The sequence below is a fragment of the Gordonia jacobaea genome (assembly GCF_001186365.1).
GTDB classification, from domain to species: domain Bacteria; phylum Actinomycetota; class Actinomycetes; order Mycobacteriales; family Mycobacteriaceae; genus Gordonia; species Gordonia jacobaea.
Genome location: NZ_LDTZ01000013.1, coordinates 30,644 through 46,175, shown reverse-complemented (window position 1 = coordinate 46,175; position 15,532 = coordinate 30,644). Strand labels below are relative to the sequence as shown.

Here is a 15,532-nt window from a genome sequence, read left to right as displayed (position 1 = left end):
CGGATCGGGCTCGACGTCGCCGTCCTCGTAACCGGCGAAATCTGCCGACGTGAAGATCGGCTCCCCGTCATCTTCCACGTAGTCCCCGTCTGAGGAGTCCAAGTCCGACGGGTCGGGCGAGTAATCGTCTCCCCGACCTGACCGACCGTCGCGCGAACTCATGATCCGCCCAGCGATGCCAGTTTCGCCCCGAGCCGCTCGACTTCTTCGGTCGCGACCTGCTGTCGTTCCCGGATCTTGGCGACGACGTTGTCGGGAGCCTTCGCGAGGAACTGCTCGTTTCCGAGCTTGGCCGTCGTCTGTGCGAGTTCCTTCTCAGCGGCGGCCAGGTCTTTGGCCGCACGTTTGCGTTCGGCTTCGATGTCGACGGTCCCGGACGTGTCGATCCGGACGGTGACGGTCGCCGCCGACAGCCGGACGTCGACCGTGGCGGTCGCGGAGAAGTCGTCGCCGGCACCGTCGAGACGGGCGAGCGAGTCGAGATAGGGCCGCACGTCGGAGAGCCCGGCGGCGTCGAGGCCGTCGATCTCGGCCGCGACCCGTTGCCCGGGACGGAGTCCCTGGTCGCTGCGGAAGCGTCGAACCTCGGTGATCAGTCGCTGGAGGTCGTCGACTTCGGTTGCCGCGGCGGCGTCGACCGGACGCCCCGAACGCGTCGGCCACGACGCGATCACCACGGACTCGCCACCGGTCAGCGTCTTCCACAACACCTCGGTGACGAACGGCATGACCGGCGACAACGCGCGCAGCAGCGGGTCGAGGACAGCGCCGAGCACCAGCGCTGTCGACCGCGAGCGTTGCGGATCATCTTGTGCGAACTGCACTTTCGCGAGCTCGAGGTACCAGTCGCAGACCTCGTCCCACGCGAAGTGATACAGCGCCTCGCATGCCTTGGAGAACTCGTACGAGTCGAATCCGGCGTCGACCTCGGCGAGAACCTCGTCGAGGCGCCCGAGAATCCAGCGGTCGGCGACGGTCAGGTCGGCGGCATCGGGCAACTCGCCGTCCGCAGGCACCTGCGCACCGTTCATCAGGGCGAACTTGGTGGCGTTGTACAGCTTGGTCGCGAAGTTGCGCGATGACTGGGCGTGATCCTCGCCGACAGAGATGTCCGATCCGGGATTCGCGCCACGGGCAAGTGTGAACCGCAGCGCGTCGGCGCCGAAACGGTCGACCCAGTCGAGGGGATCGATGCCGTTGCCGCGTGACTTCGACATCTTGCGGCCGTGCTCGTCGCGCACGAGTCCGTGCAGGAACAGGTTGTGGAACGGCACCTTCTTGTCGGCGTCGAAATCCTTGCCGACGTAGGTACCGAACATCATCATCCGGGCGACCCAGAAGAACAGGATGTCGTAGCCCGTGACGAGCACCGAGTTGGGATAGAACTTCTCGAAGTCGGGGGTATCGTCCGGCCAGCCGAGCGTCGAGAACGGCCACAATCCCGACGAGAACCACGTGTCGAGCACGTCGGTCTCCTGGACGTAGCCCTCGGGGGCCTGCTCGTCGGGGCCGACGCAGACCACCTCGCCGTCGGGTCCGTACCAGATCGGGATGCGGTGACCCCACCAGAGCTGACGCGAGATGCACCAGTCGTGCATGTCGTCGACCCACGCGAACCAGCGCGGCTCCATCGACTTCGGATGGATGACCGTTGATCCGTCACGCACGGCGTCGCCTGCGGCCTTTGCCAGCGACTCGACGGCGACCCACCACTGCATCGACAGCCGCGGCTCGATCGGCTCACCGGTCCGTTCGGAGTGTCCGACGCTGTGCAGGTACGGCCGAACCTCTTTCACGATGCGGCCCTGCGCAGCCAGGGCCTCGCGGATCTTGACCCGCGCCTCGAAGCGGTCCATGCCGTCGAATTGCGTTCCGGTGTCGGCGATGCGGGCTTCTTCGTCCATGATCGTCGGCATCGGCAGATCATGTCGGGCGCCGACCGCGAAGTCGTTCGGGTCGTGCGCGGGGGTGATCTTGACGGCTCCGGTGCCGAATTCGGGGTCGACATAGTCGTCGGCGATGACCGGGATCTTGCGGTCGAGGAAGGGATGCTCGAGTTCGGTCCCGACGAGCGCGGCATACCGTTCGTCGTCGGGATGCACAGCGATCGCGGTATCGCCGAGCATCGTCTCCATTCGAGTCGTCGCGACGACGATGTGCGGCTCGGCATCGTCGAGCGATCCGTAGCGGAAGCTGACGAGCTCGCCCTCGACGTCGGCGTAGCTGACCTCGATGTCGCTGACCGCGGTCTTGAGCACCGGCGACCAGTTGACGAGACGCTCTGCCTGATAGATCAGGCCGTCGTCGTACATCTTCTTGAATACGGTCTGGACCGCCCGGGACAGGCCCTCGTCCATGGTGAAGCGTTCGCGGGTCCAGTCGACGCCATCGCCGAGTCGGCGCATCTGCTCACCGATGTTGCCGCTGATCTCGGCCTTTTCCTGCCAGACGCGTTCGATGAAGGCATCGCGACCGAGATCGTCGCGGGTGAGTCCCTCGGCAGCGAGTTTGCGCTCGACCATGGTCTGCATCGCAATGGCGGCGTGGTCCATACCGGGCAGCCACAGCGTCTCGAAACCCTGCATGCGTGCGCGGCGGGTCAAGGCGTCCATCAGGACGTGCTCGTAGGCGTGCCCCATGTGCAGCGACCCGTTGACGTTGGGCGGCGGGATGACGATGGAGTACGCGGGCTTGTCACTGGAAGCATCCGGCGTGAAATACCCGGCATCAACCCAGCCCTGGTAGAGCTTCGACTCGTGGTCGGCGGGGTCCCAGGATTTCGGCAGTGCAGGCGTCGAGTCGGTCACCCTTCAATCTTAGGGAACGCCGTCAGCGCTATTCACACCGTCTCCACACGGGCCGCTTCTACCGTCTCGAGCGGCTGCTCAGCCGATCGCTTCGGCACGCGCGGCGTCGGCCGAAACCCGCACGCGGTGGACATCCTCCGGAGAGTTCACGTTGGTCAGCCACAGCGGGTCCGAGACGGTGACCCGATAGGTGGCAAGGGCGTCGAGAGCCGCTGTCATTCGACGTTCCCCCGTCGCGACGAGCTGGCCGATCACGTCGGCAGCATCGGTGCGGTAGATCGCCGCCATGGGATGGTCGCGCTCGGCGTCGTGCGCGACGACAACGCCCGCGGTGTCGGTCACCGCCCGACTCAGTTCGTCGATGAGGCCCGGCTCGATGAGCGGCATGTCGGTCGCGGACACGAACGCGTACGAGCGACCGGCGTCGCGCGCTGCCGCAAGCCCGACGGCGAGGCCTGCCAACGGACCGGCACCGGGCTGCTCGTCGGTCACCCACACCGCTTCCGGACCGCCGGTCCCGTGCAGAAGCCGGTAGGCCGCCGAGTCCTCAGGGGCCACCACGAACACCGGTTCGCACCGTTGCGAGATCACCCGCACGACACCTGCGAGCATGGGTTCGCCGTTCCAGTCGAGGGCCGCCTTGTCGCTGCCCATGCGGCGTGAACGGCCACCCGCCAATACGATTCCCGCGATCTGGTCTTCGGTGAGTGTCATCTGACCAGTCTGTACCACCCCCGGCGTCACCGTCCCCAAGACGACAAAACGCGGGCCCCGTCTTGTGAGACGGAGCCCGCGTGTCAGAGAGTTCGGTGCGGTGTCAGGCGCTCTTGTCGCGACGCTCGGCCGACGTGTCGGACCGCGGCACGATCGTCGGCAGGACGTTGTCGTTGACCGTCTCAGCGGTCACGACAACCTTCTCGACGTCGTCGCGACTCGGGATGTCGTACATGACCGGAAGCAGGACTTCTTCCATGATGGCGCGGAGCCCGCGGGCACCGGTGCCGCGGTGGATTGCCTGGTCGGCGACGGCCTCCAACGCATCCTGCGTGAACTCCAGCTCGACGTCGTCCATGTCGAAAAGTTTGGTGTACTGCTTCACCAGCGCGTTCTTCGGCTCCGACAGGATCGAGACGAGAGATTCCTTGTCGAGGTTGGTCACCGACGCGATCATCGGCAGACGTCCGATGAACTCCGGGATCAGACCGAACTTGATCAGGTCCTCCGGCATGACCTCGGCGAAATGATCGCTCGTGTCGACCTCGGCCCTGCTCGCAACCTCGTTGCCAAAACCGATGCCGCGCTTGCCGATTCGCTCGGAAATGATCTTCTCGAGTCCGGCGAACGCACCCGCGACGATGAACAACACGTTGGTCGTGTCGATCTGGATGAACTCTTGGTGTGGGTGCTTGCGTCCACCCTGCGGCGGCACCGATGCCTGCGTGCCCTCGAGAATCTTGAGAAGCGCCTGCTGCACACCTTCGCCGGAGACGTCACGGGTGATCGACGGGTTCTCGCTCTTACGGGCGATCTTGTCGACCTCGTCGATGTAGATGATGCCGGTCTCGGCGCGCTTGACGTCGTAGTCGGCGGCCTGGATCAGCTTGAGAAGAATGTTCTCGACGTCTTCACCGACGTAACCGGCCTCGGTGAGCGCGGTGGCATCGGCGATGGCGAACGGCACGTTGAGCATCTTGGCGAGCGTCTGGGCGAGGTAGGTCTTGCCGCACCCGGTTGGCCCGAGCATCAGGATGTTGGACTTCGCGAGTTCGACGACCTCGCCGGTCCGCGAGTCCTTCTTCTCCCCGGCCTGAATGCGCTTGTAGTGGTTGTACACAGCCACCGCGAGCGTGCGCTTGGCAGTGTCCTGGCCGATGACGTAGTTCTCGAGGAAGTCGCGGATCTCTGCGGGCTTGGGCAGCTCGTCGAGCTTCACGTCGCCGTTCTCGGCGAGCTCTTCCTCGATGATCTCGTTGCACAGGTCGATGCACTCGTCGCAGATGTACACGCCGGGGCCGGCAATGAGCTTCTTGACCTGCTTCTGGCTCTTCCCACAGAACGAGCACTTCAGCAGATCGCCACCGTCTCCGATTCGTGCCATCTCGCGCCGTACCTACTTCCCTTGCTTGCCGTGCTGCCGTGTCGTCGTATGAATCGTGTCGGCCTGATCGTTGTGGTCTGGATCGCTGTCGTCTGGATCGTTGCGGGGTGGAACTTTGACTGTCGTCGCAGACCTCGTACTCGGGGCAGTCGGATGCGGACCATCGCTAGTCAGGATCGCCCGATATCACGACGGTACCCGCGTGTCGACATAACTTCGACCGATAAGAGCAAATGTCGCGATCGAAATCCGCCGACTCGTCGCCCCCAACGGTGCGGCACTCAAGCATGCACCCTGTGCCGCACCGTTATCGGGGAACCCCGAGGGGTGTGTCGCTACTTCTTCATCGACTTCTTGCGGTACTCGAACACCTCGTCCACGATGCCGTATTCCTTCGCCTGGTCGGCGGTGAGGATGTTGTCGCGGTCGGTGTCCTTGCGGATCTTCTCCTTGGACTGACCGGTGTGGCCGGCGAGAATCTCGTCGAGACGGTTGCGGATGCGCTCGATCTCGGCGGCCTGGATCTCGAGGTCTGACACCTGGCCCTGGAATGCTCCACCCGTACGAGGCTGGTGGATCAGGATCGTCGCGTTCGGCAACGCCGCACGCTTGCCTGGGCTACCGCCCGCGAGCAGAATCGCCGCAGCCGACGCAGCCTCTCCGAGGCAGACGGTCACGATGTCGCAGTGGACGTACTGCATCGTGTCGTAGATCGCGAGCATGTCCGGCACGCTGCCGCCCGGCGAGTTGATGTACATGGTGATGTCGCGGTCGGGGTCCTGCGATTCGAGAACCAGCAACTGCGCCATGACGTCGTTCGCGACGGTCTGATCGATCGGCGTTCCGACGAACACGATGCGCTCTTCGAACAGCTTCGCGTACGGGTCGTACTGGCGCTGCCCGTTGGGGGTGTGCTCGATGAACTGCGGGAGGATGTAGCGCATTTCGATGTTCTTCAGCGCGAGGGCCGAAGCGGGAATCCCTGCGGCGACGTCGGCCGGCAGCGAGTCGTACATGTTGGTCATGGTCTGCTCCGTGAAGTGTGAGGTGACGGGTGAACTCGACTGTGGTTGATCGCTTGAGATCTACGACGCCTGGCTGGCGCGCGAAATCACGTGGTCGACGAGGCCGTAGTCCTTGGCCGCCCCTGCGGTGAACCACTTGTCGCGATCGGCGTCTGCCTCGATCTGCTCCACCGTCTGACCGGTGTGCTCGGCGTTCAGCTCGTTCATCTGCTTCTTGGTCGTGGCGAACTGCTCGGCCTGAATCGCGATGTCGGCCGCCGTACCACCGATACCTGCCGACGGCTGGTGCATCATGATGCGGGCGTGCGGAAGGGCGTAGCGCTTTCCCTTGGCGCCGGCGGTGAGCAGGAACTGACCCATCGAGGCCGCGAGGCCCATCGCGTAGGTGGCGATGTCGCACTCGGCGAGTTCCATCGTGTCGAAGATCGCCATGCCCGCGGTCACCGAGCCACCGGGCGAGTTGATGTACATGTGGATGTCTCGCGTGGGGTCCTCGGCGGCGAGCAGCAGAATCTGCGCGCACAGCCTGTTGGCGATGTCATCGTCGACCTGAGTACCCAGGAAGATGATTCGCTCACGCAGCAGCCGCTCGAACACCGAGTCGCTCAGGTTCAGCCCGGCGACCCCTGAACTCATCGAGGGTGTGTAAATGGTCGGCTTGCTCACGGTTCCCACCTTGTCTGTCGTTTGTGGTCTGTCTCGATCCGCGCCCCGGCTGACCCGGGGCCCGTGTGCTTGTTGATCTCGAGTGCATTGATGACGGGGCGCGGCCTGTCGATGGCATGCCCTGTCGATCTCGCTTATTCGGGATCGTCCTCACCGACAGTAGTCAATCGACGGTGCCCGACACCGCCCATGACGCCCCTATTCGCTGAGAGCAGAACAGCCGGACACGGGCATGGCCCAGTATCCGGCTGTCACGTCCTGCTGTGGAAAAGTCAGGCGTCGGAATCCTTCTTGTCCGTATCCGACTCGTCAGCGGCCGATTCGTCAGCAGCGTCGTCGGCATCGGTGCCGCCGCCGAAGAACTCTGCGGTGTCGACGGTGTTGCCGTCGGAGTCGGTCACGGTGACCTCGTCGACGATGCCGGCGAGCGCCTTGCCGCGGCGAACGTCGGCGTAGACGGCGCCGACCTGGTTTGCCTGGGTGAGCTGCTGGATGAACTCCTGCGGAGCCATCCCGTAACGCTGCGCCTGGAACAGGATCTGCTGGGTCAGCTCGTCCTGGCTGACCTCGGTCTCCTGCTGCTCGGCGATGGCGTCGAGGAGGAGCTGCGTGCGGACCGACTTCTCGGCCGACTCGCGAGCGTTCTTCTCGAACTCCTCACGCGTGGTGCCCTGCGCCTCGAGCAACTGCTCGAAGATCGCGTCATCATGGCCGATGCTGTGCAGCACCTGCTCGAGCTGTCCGTCGACCTCGGCCTGCACGACGTTCTCCGGCAGCGGGATCTCGACGGTCTCGAGGAGCTTGTCGAGCACGGCGTCACGAACAGCGTTGGCCTGGTCGAACCGCTTCGACTGCTCAACGCGCTCGACGATCGACTCGCGCAGCTCGTCGACGGTGTCGAACTCGGACGCCATCTGGGCGAACTCGTCGTCGAGTTCGGGCAGTTCGCGCTCCTTGACCGAGTTCACCGTGACGGTGACCTCGGCGTCGGCGCCTGCATGATCTCCCGCGACGAGCTTGGTGGTGAAGGTCTTCGACTCGCCGGACTTCAGACCGACGAGCGCCTCGTCGAGTCCGTCGATCAACTGACCCGAACCGACCTCGTGTGAGAGCCCCTCGGTCGACGCGTCTTCGACGTTCTCGCCGTCGACGGTCGCCGACAGGTCGATGGAGACGTGGTCGCCATTCTCGACGGCGCGGTCGACTCCCTTGAGCGTGCCGAACCGGCCGCGCAGCCCTTCGAGCTGCTCGTTGACCGCGTCCTCGTCGTCGGCGACGGCGTCGACCTCGACGGACAGCGTCGAGTAGTCGGGAAGCTCGATCTCCGGGCGAACGTCGACCTCAGCGGTGAAGCTGATGCTCTCGCCGTACTTCAGCTCGGACAGATCGATCTCGGGCTGGCCGATGGCCTTGGTCTCGGTCTCCGCCACGGCCTCCGAGTACTTGCCCGGCAGCGCGTCGTTGACGACCTGAGCGAGGATCGAGTCGCGACCGACTCGAGCTTCGATCAGCTTGGCCGGCGCCTTTCCCGGACGGAAGCCCGGGATACGGATCTGCTGTGCCAGCGAGCGGTATGCCCGGTCGAAGTCGCCCGAGAGTTCCTCGAACGGTACTTCGACATTGAGCTTCACTCGGGTCGGGCTCAGTTGCTCGACGGTGCTCTTCACGCCTCAATGCTCCTTATGTGTACGTGCGTACGTCCTGATCTGTCGGGATGACAGGATTCGAACCTGCGACCCTCCGCTCCCAAAGCGGATGCGCTACCAAGCTGCGCCACATCCCGGTGGCCTCGATACACCTCACCGCGGCCCCGATGGCCCCTCCGCGGACCCATCGATTCCCTGACGAGCAGGGCCAACAGAAGATAGTACGTGGCCCCAGTTGAGTAACCGAATCCGGTCCTCGACGACGTGCGTGTGACGAGCCGCGGACTTGTGAACACGGAGCCACTCGGCCCCCGGCAACTCCCGCGTGACACGTGGACGTCCAGGCGATTTCGAATCCGACGCACTCATTGGGTACAGTCACATGCGCTGCCGCTCGGCGACAGCACGCGGGTGTAGCTCAATGGTAGAGCCCTAGTCTTCCAAACTAGCTACGCGGGTTCGATTCCCGTCACCCGCTCAGACGAGGTCAGAGGGTTTTCCCTCTGGCCTCTTTCTTTTGGGCATCGGCCTCGACTTTCGTCACCTTCTTCGAGTAGCACCTGCGACACACCACCACGATGACGAGTGTGATCCACGCCACATTCGGGTGTAACCTTGCAGCATGTCCTCCAGTTACTCCAAGACCCCGCGCAAGTGCTCTACCTGCGGCGCACCGCTGTTCTTCCGCCGCGACGTGACGACGTCCGAGAGTGGCACGCCACGCGTCGACGCCATGCTCGTCTGCCGCAACGAGGGATGCTCAGAACCCGCGCTGCATCTCAAGACCGAGCACCCGGATACCCAGAGCCAGCCGGCGTAATGCGCGGCGCCGCAGCCTTTTCGAGACCTGCGAGTTGACGATTCGGAAAAATGTGATGGGTGTCACACAGTGCGGCAGCCTATCCACCGACCTCCCCTTTTACGTTCGCGAAGCACCAATCCGACACCTCAATGGGGCGTCCCACGCGTTTGCCTTTGAAGGAAAGACAACGGTTGTGTAACGATGGTCGCGGCGCCTCGGGGGGGTGCGCCCGTACTGTCCCGAGAGCGAAGGTTTGCGAACTCCCGTGTTGAACACAACGTCGTCCCATCGTCGCCGGAAGAGCGTCGTCCGTGGACTCCTTGCAGCGGTCATCGGCGTCATCGCCGTTGCACTGGCCGCACCGGGCCTCGCCCAGGCCACGCCAGTCACCGTCGTGCCGGGCCTTCCGCCTGTCGAGATCCCCGACAACATTCCGGGACTGCCGACTCCGCCCAAGCCGTCGACTCCTGCGCCGGCTCCCAAGACCACCACGCCTCCTCCTACGACCACGCAGGAGACCCCGAACGTCCCCGCGATCCCCAACGTGAAGACCTCGACCGGTTGGATCGCGCTGGCAACCGATGGTGACCACACCATCTACTGGTGGAAGGACGGCAAGTTCGTCAAGAAGATGCCGATCTCCATGGGATCCAACGCGCATCCGACCCCGAACGGCGTCTACCACACCCGTGAGAAGTACCAGCACATCGTGATGGACTCCTCGACCTACGGCGTTCCGGTCGACTCACCCGAGGGCTACCGCACCGACGTCAACTGGGCGACCCGCATGTCGGGCGACGGCATCTTCATCCACGCCGCACCCTGGTCGGTCGCACAGCAGGGCAACAGCAACGTCAGCCACGGTTGCATCAACATCAGCACCGAGAACGGCAAGTGGGTCTACGACACCATCCCGCAGGGCACCCCGATCGTGGTCCGCGGAACCGTCGGCGGCCAGTACGACGGCAACTGATCTGCCTATCTGAATCATTCAAGACACGAAAGAGGCTCCCGGTCGACGACCGGGAGCCTCTTTCGTGTTGCTTCGAACTCAGACGAGGGTTCCCGCGTCGACCGTCCCGACGTCGAGGTCCATCCGATTACCCTCGGCCCGCACCTGCGCAATCGCGCGCATCTTGTTCGACGCATCGAGCGCGGCAACCTTGTAGCCCTCGGCCAGGGTCGGGTAATTGAAGACGGCATCGACGAGGTAGTCGATCTTGCCGCCCAGACCCATCACCGTCTGGCCGATATGGACGAGTTCGGCGGCGTTGCTACCGAATGCGTGTACCCCGAGAAGCGTTCGCTCCTCGGCGTGCACGAGCAACTTGAGCAGGCCGTAGGAGTCGCCCATGATGGCCCCTCGTGCGAGTTCGCGATATCGCGCGACACCCACTTCGAACGGCACATTCGCTGCCGTCAGCTGGTCTTCGGTCTGACCGACAAAGCTGATCTCCGGGATGGCGTAGATCCCGATCGGCTGCAGGTTGTCGTCCGTGGCACCGACCGGCTCGTCGAACGCGTGATACGTCGCGCGTCTGCCCTGCTCCATCGACGTCGCTGCCAACGCGGGGAACCCGATGATGTCGCCAACCGCGTAGATGTGGTCGACCGCGGTCCGAAAGTCGGAGTCGACGGTGAGCCTGCCGCGCTTGTCTGCCGTCAGGCCCGCTGCCTCCACCCTCAATTCGTCGGAAACACCCTGACGGCCCGCGGAGTAGAGCACGGTGTCCGCGGGGATCTTCTTGCCCGACGCCAGGATCGTCAGCGTTCCGGATGGATGTGTCTCGACGGTTTGTACCTGCTCACCGAACCGGAAGGTCACGCCTCGCTCGCGCAGTTGGTACTGCAGCGCTTCGACGATCTCACGGTCGCAGAAGTCGAGCATGGTGGGCCGTTGCTCGATCACGGTGACCTTGGTGCCCAGGGCCGCGAACATCGACGCGTACTCGATGCCGATGACACCCGCTCCGACGACGACCATCGATCGCGGAACCCGATCGAGTGCCAGGATCTGGTCGGAGTCGACGACGGTGGTGCCGTCGAAGTCCACCGAGGGAGGGCGCGCGGGCCGCGTACCGACGGCGATGACGAACTTGTCGGCGCTCACGTGTTTGAGATCGCCGGTGGCGTCCTCGACCGCTATTTCGTGAGGACTCGTGAAGTACGCACTGCCGAGCAGCATGGTCACACCATTGCGAGCGAGCTGGCTCTGAATGACATCGATTTCTTTCCCGACGACGTGCATGGTGCGGGCCGAAAGATCCGTGACCGTTATATCCGATTTCAACCGATATGATTCGCCGTACATTTCACGTTGGTTGAGGCCGGTCAAATACAACACCGCCTCGCGCAACGTCTTGGATGGAATCGTGCCGGTGTTGATGCACACACCGCCAACCATGTTGCGCCGCTCCACAATTGCTGCCCGCTTGCCGAGCTTTGCGGCGGCTATGGCCGCCTTCTGACCGGCCGGTCCAGAACCGATGACAACGATGTCGAAATGATCCACGGGTTCGTCTTTCGCTCGTCTGACACCTGACGACCCGTCGCGGGGTCTGTGATCAGTGTGGCTCAGCGATCGGGTTCGCACGACTCGAGGCGCCGACCGGGCCAAAGGTTGCACCCACCTGTAACCACCGGGCCAACTCCTGGCAGCCCGTCGTGTCCGGGTCCGTGACGAGTCGTCGGTACGGCTCACGGCTGTACGCGGTGTGCCTGCCACCGTCACGGTTGGTGATCACCAGGCTGTGCCACACGATGAGAGCCGGAAGGTACCGCCGCACCGCGCGCCACGCGGAGCGGACGCGGCGTACGTCGCGACTCCACTGGGTAGGTCGAAGTGAGGTGCGTGCGGCGTTCTGAAAAGCGTTGTCCCGCAAGATCGCAAGCATGTCGAGAATCCATCGGAACGGCCGCCGTAGTTCAAGGGTCGAAGTCAGATCGGCGATGTCGCGGATCAACGAATCCGGTTCGGCGTTACAGATCATGTCGGTGGGCGCCCCGACCCACCACGCGGGAATCTGATCGGGCAGCTGCGGGCCCTCCCCCGCGACTCCCCATCCGGAACACCCGGTGACGGCGCCGGGCGGTTGGTGCGGATCGGCGACGAATCCGAGACCCAGAACACGATTCATCACCGGATCACCGTCGCGGTGCAGTTCATGCATACAGCGTCGGACGACGACGGCGCCCTGCGAGTAGCCGACGATCATCACCGGTCCGCCGGTCTGCGCGAGCTGTCGCCGCAGCGACCGGACGCCCTGCGCCACACTGTCCGCGTAGCTCATGCCGTCCCTGCCGTTCGCCGGCCCGTAGCTTGCCGGATATCCCACCCACCGCGACACGAAACGAGCGTCGAGATCGTCGACGACCGCAGCCAGCAACCCGGTGACCGCTGTTCGCGAATCCCCCTGGTACGACTCACCCGTTCCCCCGACCGCGAGCACCGTGATGCGATCCGCCGTCGACGCCCGAGCCCTGAGGTCACCGCCGGCTACCTGATGCGCGTCTGCCGGCCGCAAGGAATCTGTGCACTCCATGTAGCCCATGGTCGGCGCAGCCGATGAGAGTAGTGCCCAACGACACTGAACTTTCTCTGTGAGGCTTTCGCTGTGAGCCCGCGCGTTTCGGTGAGACCGCAGGTCAGAGTCGCGCAAATCACGTCGGATCAGGTTGATTTACACAGAATTAACGCGAACACTGGATGGTGCGGTTCGTCAGGCGACCATCTCGGTGGTCGAACGAGCGCACTGCACCACCGAACAAGACGCCCGATACCAAAGAAAGCAGCGTTTCCAATGTCTTTCGCACGATTCCGTGCACAGCTCCACAATTCGTCCGACCGTCGCAGGCTCTACGACCGGATCAACCGGGTCGCCGCCGATTCTCAGCGCGACGAACTGCTGATCATGGCGCAGCGCGCCGAGCAGCGCTCCCACTGAGCCACAAATTCTGCGCCCGTAGTCACTGACTGCGGGCGCTTTCGTGTTGATACCCGCTCTTCTTGCGGGCCGCGGATGAGTCCTGCTCCACACTGCCGAGCCGAGTTGTCCGGAAGCCGATCACGACTGACAGACCGGGCACCAGAACAGGTTTCGACCTTCCAATTCGCTGTGTGCGATCGGCGTCCCGCAGATCCTGCACTCTTCTCCCGCGCGCCGGTACACGTAGGTGCGCGGGCGATTCTTTGCATATGCCGGGGCACCGTGATCGTCCTCAGCGCGCACCACGTGAATACGGCCACGACGAACGCCGACCTTCATCAACCCGACGAGATCGGTCCATACGGCATCGAACTCGTCCGCGGTGATCGACGTCCCCGGCCTCATCGGGTCGATTCCGTTGCGGAACAACACTTCTGCGCGGTACACGTTGCCCACTCCCGCGATGACCTTCTGGTCCATCAGGAGCGCGCCGATCGGTCGACGCGATCGGGCGATGGCCGCGTACGCCCGGGACGGATCGGCGTCGGAACGTAATGGGTCTGGGCCGAGCCGTGCGACGAGCGCGTCGAGGTCGGCCGGCGTGTACAGCTCGCACGCGGTGGGGCCCCGGAGGTCGACGCCGGTCGACTGCCCGACGATCCGCATCCGCACCTGTCCGACGGGCTCACCCATCGGGACCGGCAACTCGGTGAACGCGCCGTAGAGCCCGAGGTGTACGTGCAGCAGTTGCTCACGTCGACCGTCGCGATAGCGCTGCACGAGGTGTTTGCCCCACGCCTGAGCGTCGTCGAAAACCATGCCGTCGACGACGGTGGCACCTTCGGCGAACCGCCCCTGTGGCGAACTGACCGCAACGCGCTGGCCGTCGAACAGCTTTCGTTGGCGCCGCGCGATGCGGTGCAGGGTATGGCCCTCAGGCACGGCGCCCTCGTGGACAGATAGTCCTTCGCCGACCGGTCATCCCCCGTCGACCGGCCATCCCCCGTCGACCGGTCATCGCTGCCAGCGAGGAGTCCCGACGATCAGGACTCGGGCAGAGCCGGTGCGATGCCGGTCTCCTCGTACTCGCTGAGGATGTCGATTCGACGCTGATGACGCGGCTCCTCGGAGAACGGGGTGTCGACGAAGGCGTCGACAATCGCGAGCGCCTCCTCGGTGGTGTGCATACGGCCACCGATACCGATGAGCTGTGCGTTGTTGTGCTGACGGGCAAGTTGGGCGATCTCGACATTCCAGGCGAGTGCGCACCGCGCACCCTTGACCTTGTTCGCCGCGATCTGCTCACCGTTGCCGCTACCGCCGAGCACGATGCCGAGGCTGCCCGGATCGTCGACGGTCTTCTGTGCGGTGGCGATGCAGAATGCGGGGTAGTCGTCCTGCGCGTCGTACTCGTGCGCGCCGGAATCGATCACTTCGTGCCCGTTCGCCTTGAGGTGTTCGGAGATCTTGGCTTTGAGTTCGAATCCGGCATGGTCGCCACCGACGTATACGCGCATAGCGACCACTATAGATTGAAGGCCGTGGACGACTCATCGCCTATTCCCAATGTGCCAGGACTTGCCGATCCTGCGCCGACGACGGCCCACTACGACCCCAACCGACGGTGGCTGACGCCTGCCAAGTACGCGGCGCAGCCGCGACTGCATCCTTGGGAGATCCCGACGCTTGTCGTGCTGATCCTGCTGTCGGTGGTCGGCTACGCGATCACCGTGGTGTTGGTGATGTTCGGTGTGTTCAATCAGCTCGCGCTGCTGGCACTCGCGCTGCCGTTGCTGTTGTTCCTCATCCGAGGCATCACCTACGCCACTCCCCGCGCCAACGGCGTTCAGATGACGCCGACGCAATTCGTCGAGGGATACCGGATGGTCGTCGAGGCGGCCGCCCGCTACGGACTCGAGTACGTCCCCGACGCCTACGTCGTGCTGGGCAACGGGCAGATCAACGCGTTCGCGTCGGGCCACGGTTTCCGGCGCTATGTGGTCGTCTACTCCGACCTCTTCGAGATCGGCGGCAGAGCCCGTGATCCGGAGGCGCTGCGATTCATCATCGGCCACGAGGTCGGTCACATCGCCGCAGGGCACACGTCCTACTGGCGACAACTCGCGACGAGCATCGGCATGCAGATCCCCATACTCGGCTCGCTGCTGTCTCGGGCCCAGGAGTACTCGGCCGACAACTTCGGCTACTACACGCAACCCGACGGCGCGCCGCGGGCAATGGGCGTGCTCTCGGCGGGCAAGTACATGCTGCGCGCCGTCGACTTCGACCAACTGGCCGACAGGGCAACACACGAGAAGGGCTTTTTCATCTTCCTCGTGAATCTGCTCGCGTCACACCCTGTTCTGACGTGGCGCGCAGCCGCACTGCGCGATCGGACACGCCCGGGCGCCATTCTGTTCCGCCCGAGGACCATCGTTCGCGGCGTCGGCAGCGGCAACGCAGTACCAGTCACGCCGCCGCCGCACCCCGCCGCCGTGGCCGAGGGGTCGCTGCCCAACGGACTCGAGGCCCCACCCAAGTTCTAGCGACAAGCCCGAGCTC

The 15,532-nt window shown here is 64.3% G+C and carries 14 protein-coding genes and 2 tRNA genes; 5 read left to right on the top strand and 11 right to left on the bottom strand.

Annotated features, from left to right (window positions below):
- Positions 1–158: 158 nt before the first annotated feature.
- From ABW18_RS00270 to ABW18_RS00240, 7 genes are all read right to left on the bottom strand, one after another.
- Positions 159–2,807 (bottom strand): valine--tRNA ligase, encoded by a 2,649-nt coding sequence (locus ABW18_RS00270; RefSeq protein WP_049697050.1) that lies wholly within the window; start codon positions 2,805–2,807, stop codon positions 159–161.
- Positions 2,808–2,885: 78 nt separating this feature from the next.
- Positions 2,886–3,521, bottom strand: a complete 636-nt coding sequence (gene mobA, locus ABW18_RS00265) for a molybdenum cofactor guanylyltransferase (RefSeq protein ID WP_049697049.1) — start codon at positions 3,519–3,521, stop codon at positions 2,886–2,888.
- 103 nt (positions 3,522–3,624) lie between these two features.
- Positions 3,625–4,905, bottom strand: a complete 1,281-nt coding sequence (gene clpX, locus ABW18_RS00260; protein ID WP_049697048.1) for an ATP-dependent Clp protease ATP-binding subunit ClpX — start codon at positions 4,903–4,905, stop codon at positions 3,625–3,627.
- Between the two features lie 335 nt (positions 4,906–5,240).
- A complete protein-coding gene (locus ABW18_RS00255; RefSeq protein WP_005207743.1) occupies positions 5,241–5,930 on the bottom strand; it encodes an ATP-dependent Clp protease proteolytic subunit in 690 nt (229 codons plus the stop codon).
- A 60-nt stretch (positions 5,931–5,990) separates the two neighbouring features.
- Positions 5,991–6,596, bottom strand: coding sequence for an ATP-dependent Clp protease proteolytic subunit (locus ABW18_RS00250; RefSeq protein ID WP_049697448.1), 606 nt, complete (start codon positions 6,594–6,596; stop codon positions 5,991–5,993).
- 272 nt (positions 6,597–6,868) lie between these two features.
- Positions 6,869–8,263, bottom strand: a complete 1,395-nt coding sequence (tig, locus tag ABW18_RS00245) for a trigger factor (protein ID WP_049697047.1) — start codon at positions 8,261–8,263, stop codon at positions 6,869–6,871.
- A gap of 42 nt (positions 8,264–8,305) precedes the next feature.
- Positions 8,306–8,379, bottom strand: a tRNA-Pro gene (locus tag ABW18_RS00240).
- A 270-nt stretch (positions 8,380–8,649) separates the two neighbouring features.
- Between ABW18_RS00240 and ABW18_RS00235 the strand changes: the two genes are divergently transcribed.
- From ABW18_RS00235 to ABW18_RS00225, 3 genes are all read left to right on the top strand, one after another.
- A tRNA-Gly gene (locus ABW18_RS00235) sits at positions 8,650–8,720 on the top strand.
- A 144-nt stretch (positions 8,721–8,864) separates the two neighbouring features.
- Positions 8,865–9,062: a hypothetical protein gene (locus ABW18_RS00230; RefSeq protein WP_049697046.1), complete on the top strand. Its 198-nt coding sequence runs from the start codon at positions 8,865–8,867 to the stop codon at positions 9,060–9,062.
- A 247-nt stretch (positions 9,063–9,309) separates the two neighbouring features.
- Positions 9,310–10,017: a L,D-transpeptidase gene (locus ABW18_RS00225; protein WP_049697045.1), complete on the top strand. Its 708-nt coding sequence runs from the start codon at positions 9,310–9,312 to the stop codon at positions 10,015–10,017.
- 78 nt (positions 10,018–10,095) lie between these two features.
- Here the strand turns inward: ABW18_RS00225 and sthA are convergent, their stop codons facing one another.
- Together sthA and ABW18_RS00215 are read right to left on the bottom strand one after the other, a co-directional pair.
- Complete coding sequence (sthA, locus tag ABW18_RS00220; protein WP_049697044.1) at positions 10,096–11,556, bottom strand: Si-specific NAD(P)(+) transhydrogenase; 1,461 nt, start codon at positions 11,554–11,556, stop codon at positions 10,096–10,098.
- 52 nt (positions 11,557–11,608) lie between these two features.
- Positions 11,609–12,586, bottom strand: coding sequence for a PE-PPE domain-containing protein (locus tag ABW18_RS00215; RefSeq protein ID WP_083444287.1), 978 nt, complete (start codon positions 12,584–12,586; stop codon positions 11,609–11,611).
- 258 nt (positions 12,587–12,844) lie between these two features.
- On the opposite strand from ABW18_RS00215, the gene ABW18_RS22955 reads away from it, so the two are divergent.
- The gene (locus ABW18_RS22955) at positions 12,845–12,988 is read left to right on the top strand and encodes a hypothetical protein (protein WP_200903183.1); all 144 of its coding nucleotides are present in this window, start codon (positions 12,845–12,847) and stop codon (positions 12,986–12,988) included.
- A gap of 120 nt (positions 12,989–13,108) precedes the next feature.
- Here ABW18_RS22955 and ABW18_RS00210 read toward each other — a convergent pair whose 3' ends face one another.
- Together ABW18_RS00210 and ABW18_RS00205 are read right to left on the bottom strand one after the other, a co-directional pair.
- Positions 13,109–13,912 (bottom strand): Fpg/Nei family DNA glycosylase, encoded by an 804-nt coding sequence (locus ABW18_RS00210; RefSeq protein ID WP_049697043.1) that lies wholly within the window; start codon positions 13,910–13,912, stop codon positions 13,109–13,111.
- A gap of 101 nt (positions 13,913–14,013) precedes the next feature.
- The gene (locus tag ABW18_RS00205) at positions 14,014–14,487 is read right to left on the bottom strand and encodes a ribose-5-phosphate isomerase (protein ID WP_049697042.1); all 474 of its coding nucleotides are present in this window, start codon (positions 14,485–14,487) and stop codon (positions 14,014–14,016) included.
- Here ABW18_RS00205 and ABW18_RS00200 point away from each other — a divergent pair.
- Positions 14,461–15,516 carry a M48 family metallopeptidase gene (locus ABW18_RS00200; protein WP_200903182.1) on the top strand — a complete coding sequence of 352 codons (1,056 nt, stop codon included), beginning with the start codon at positions 14,461–14,463 and terminating at the stop codon, positions 15,514–15,516. The two genes, ABW18_RS00205 and ABW18_RS00200, sit on opposite strands and share 27 nt — an antisense overlap.
- The last annotated feature ends 16 nt before the right edge of the window (positions 15,517–15,532 follow it).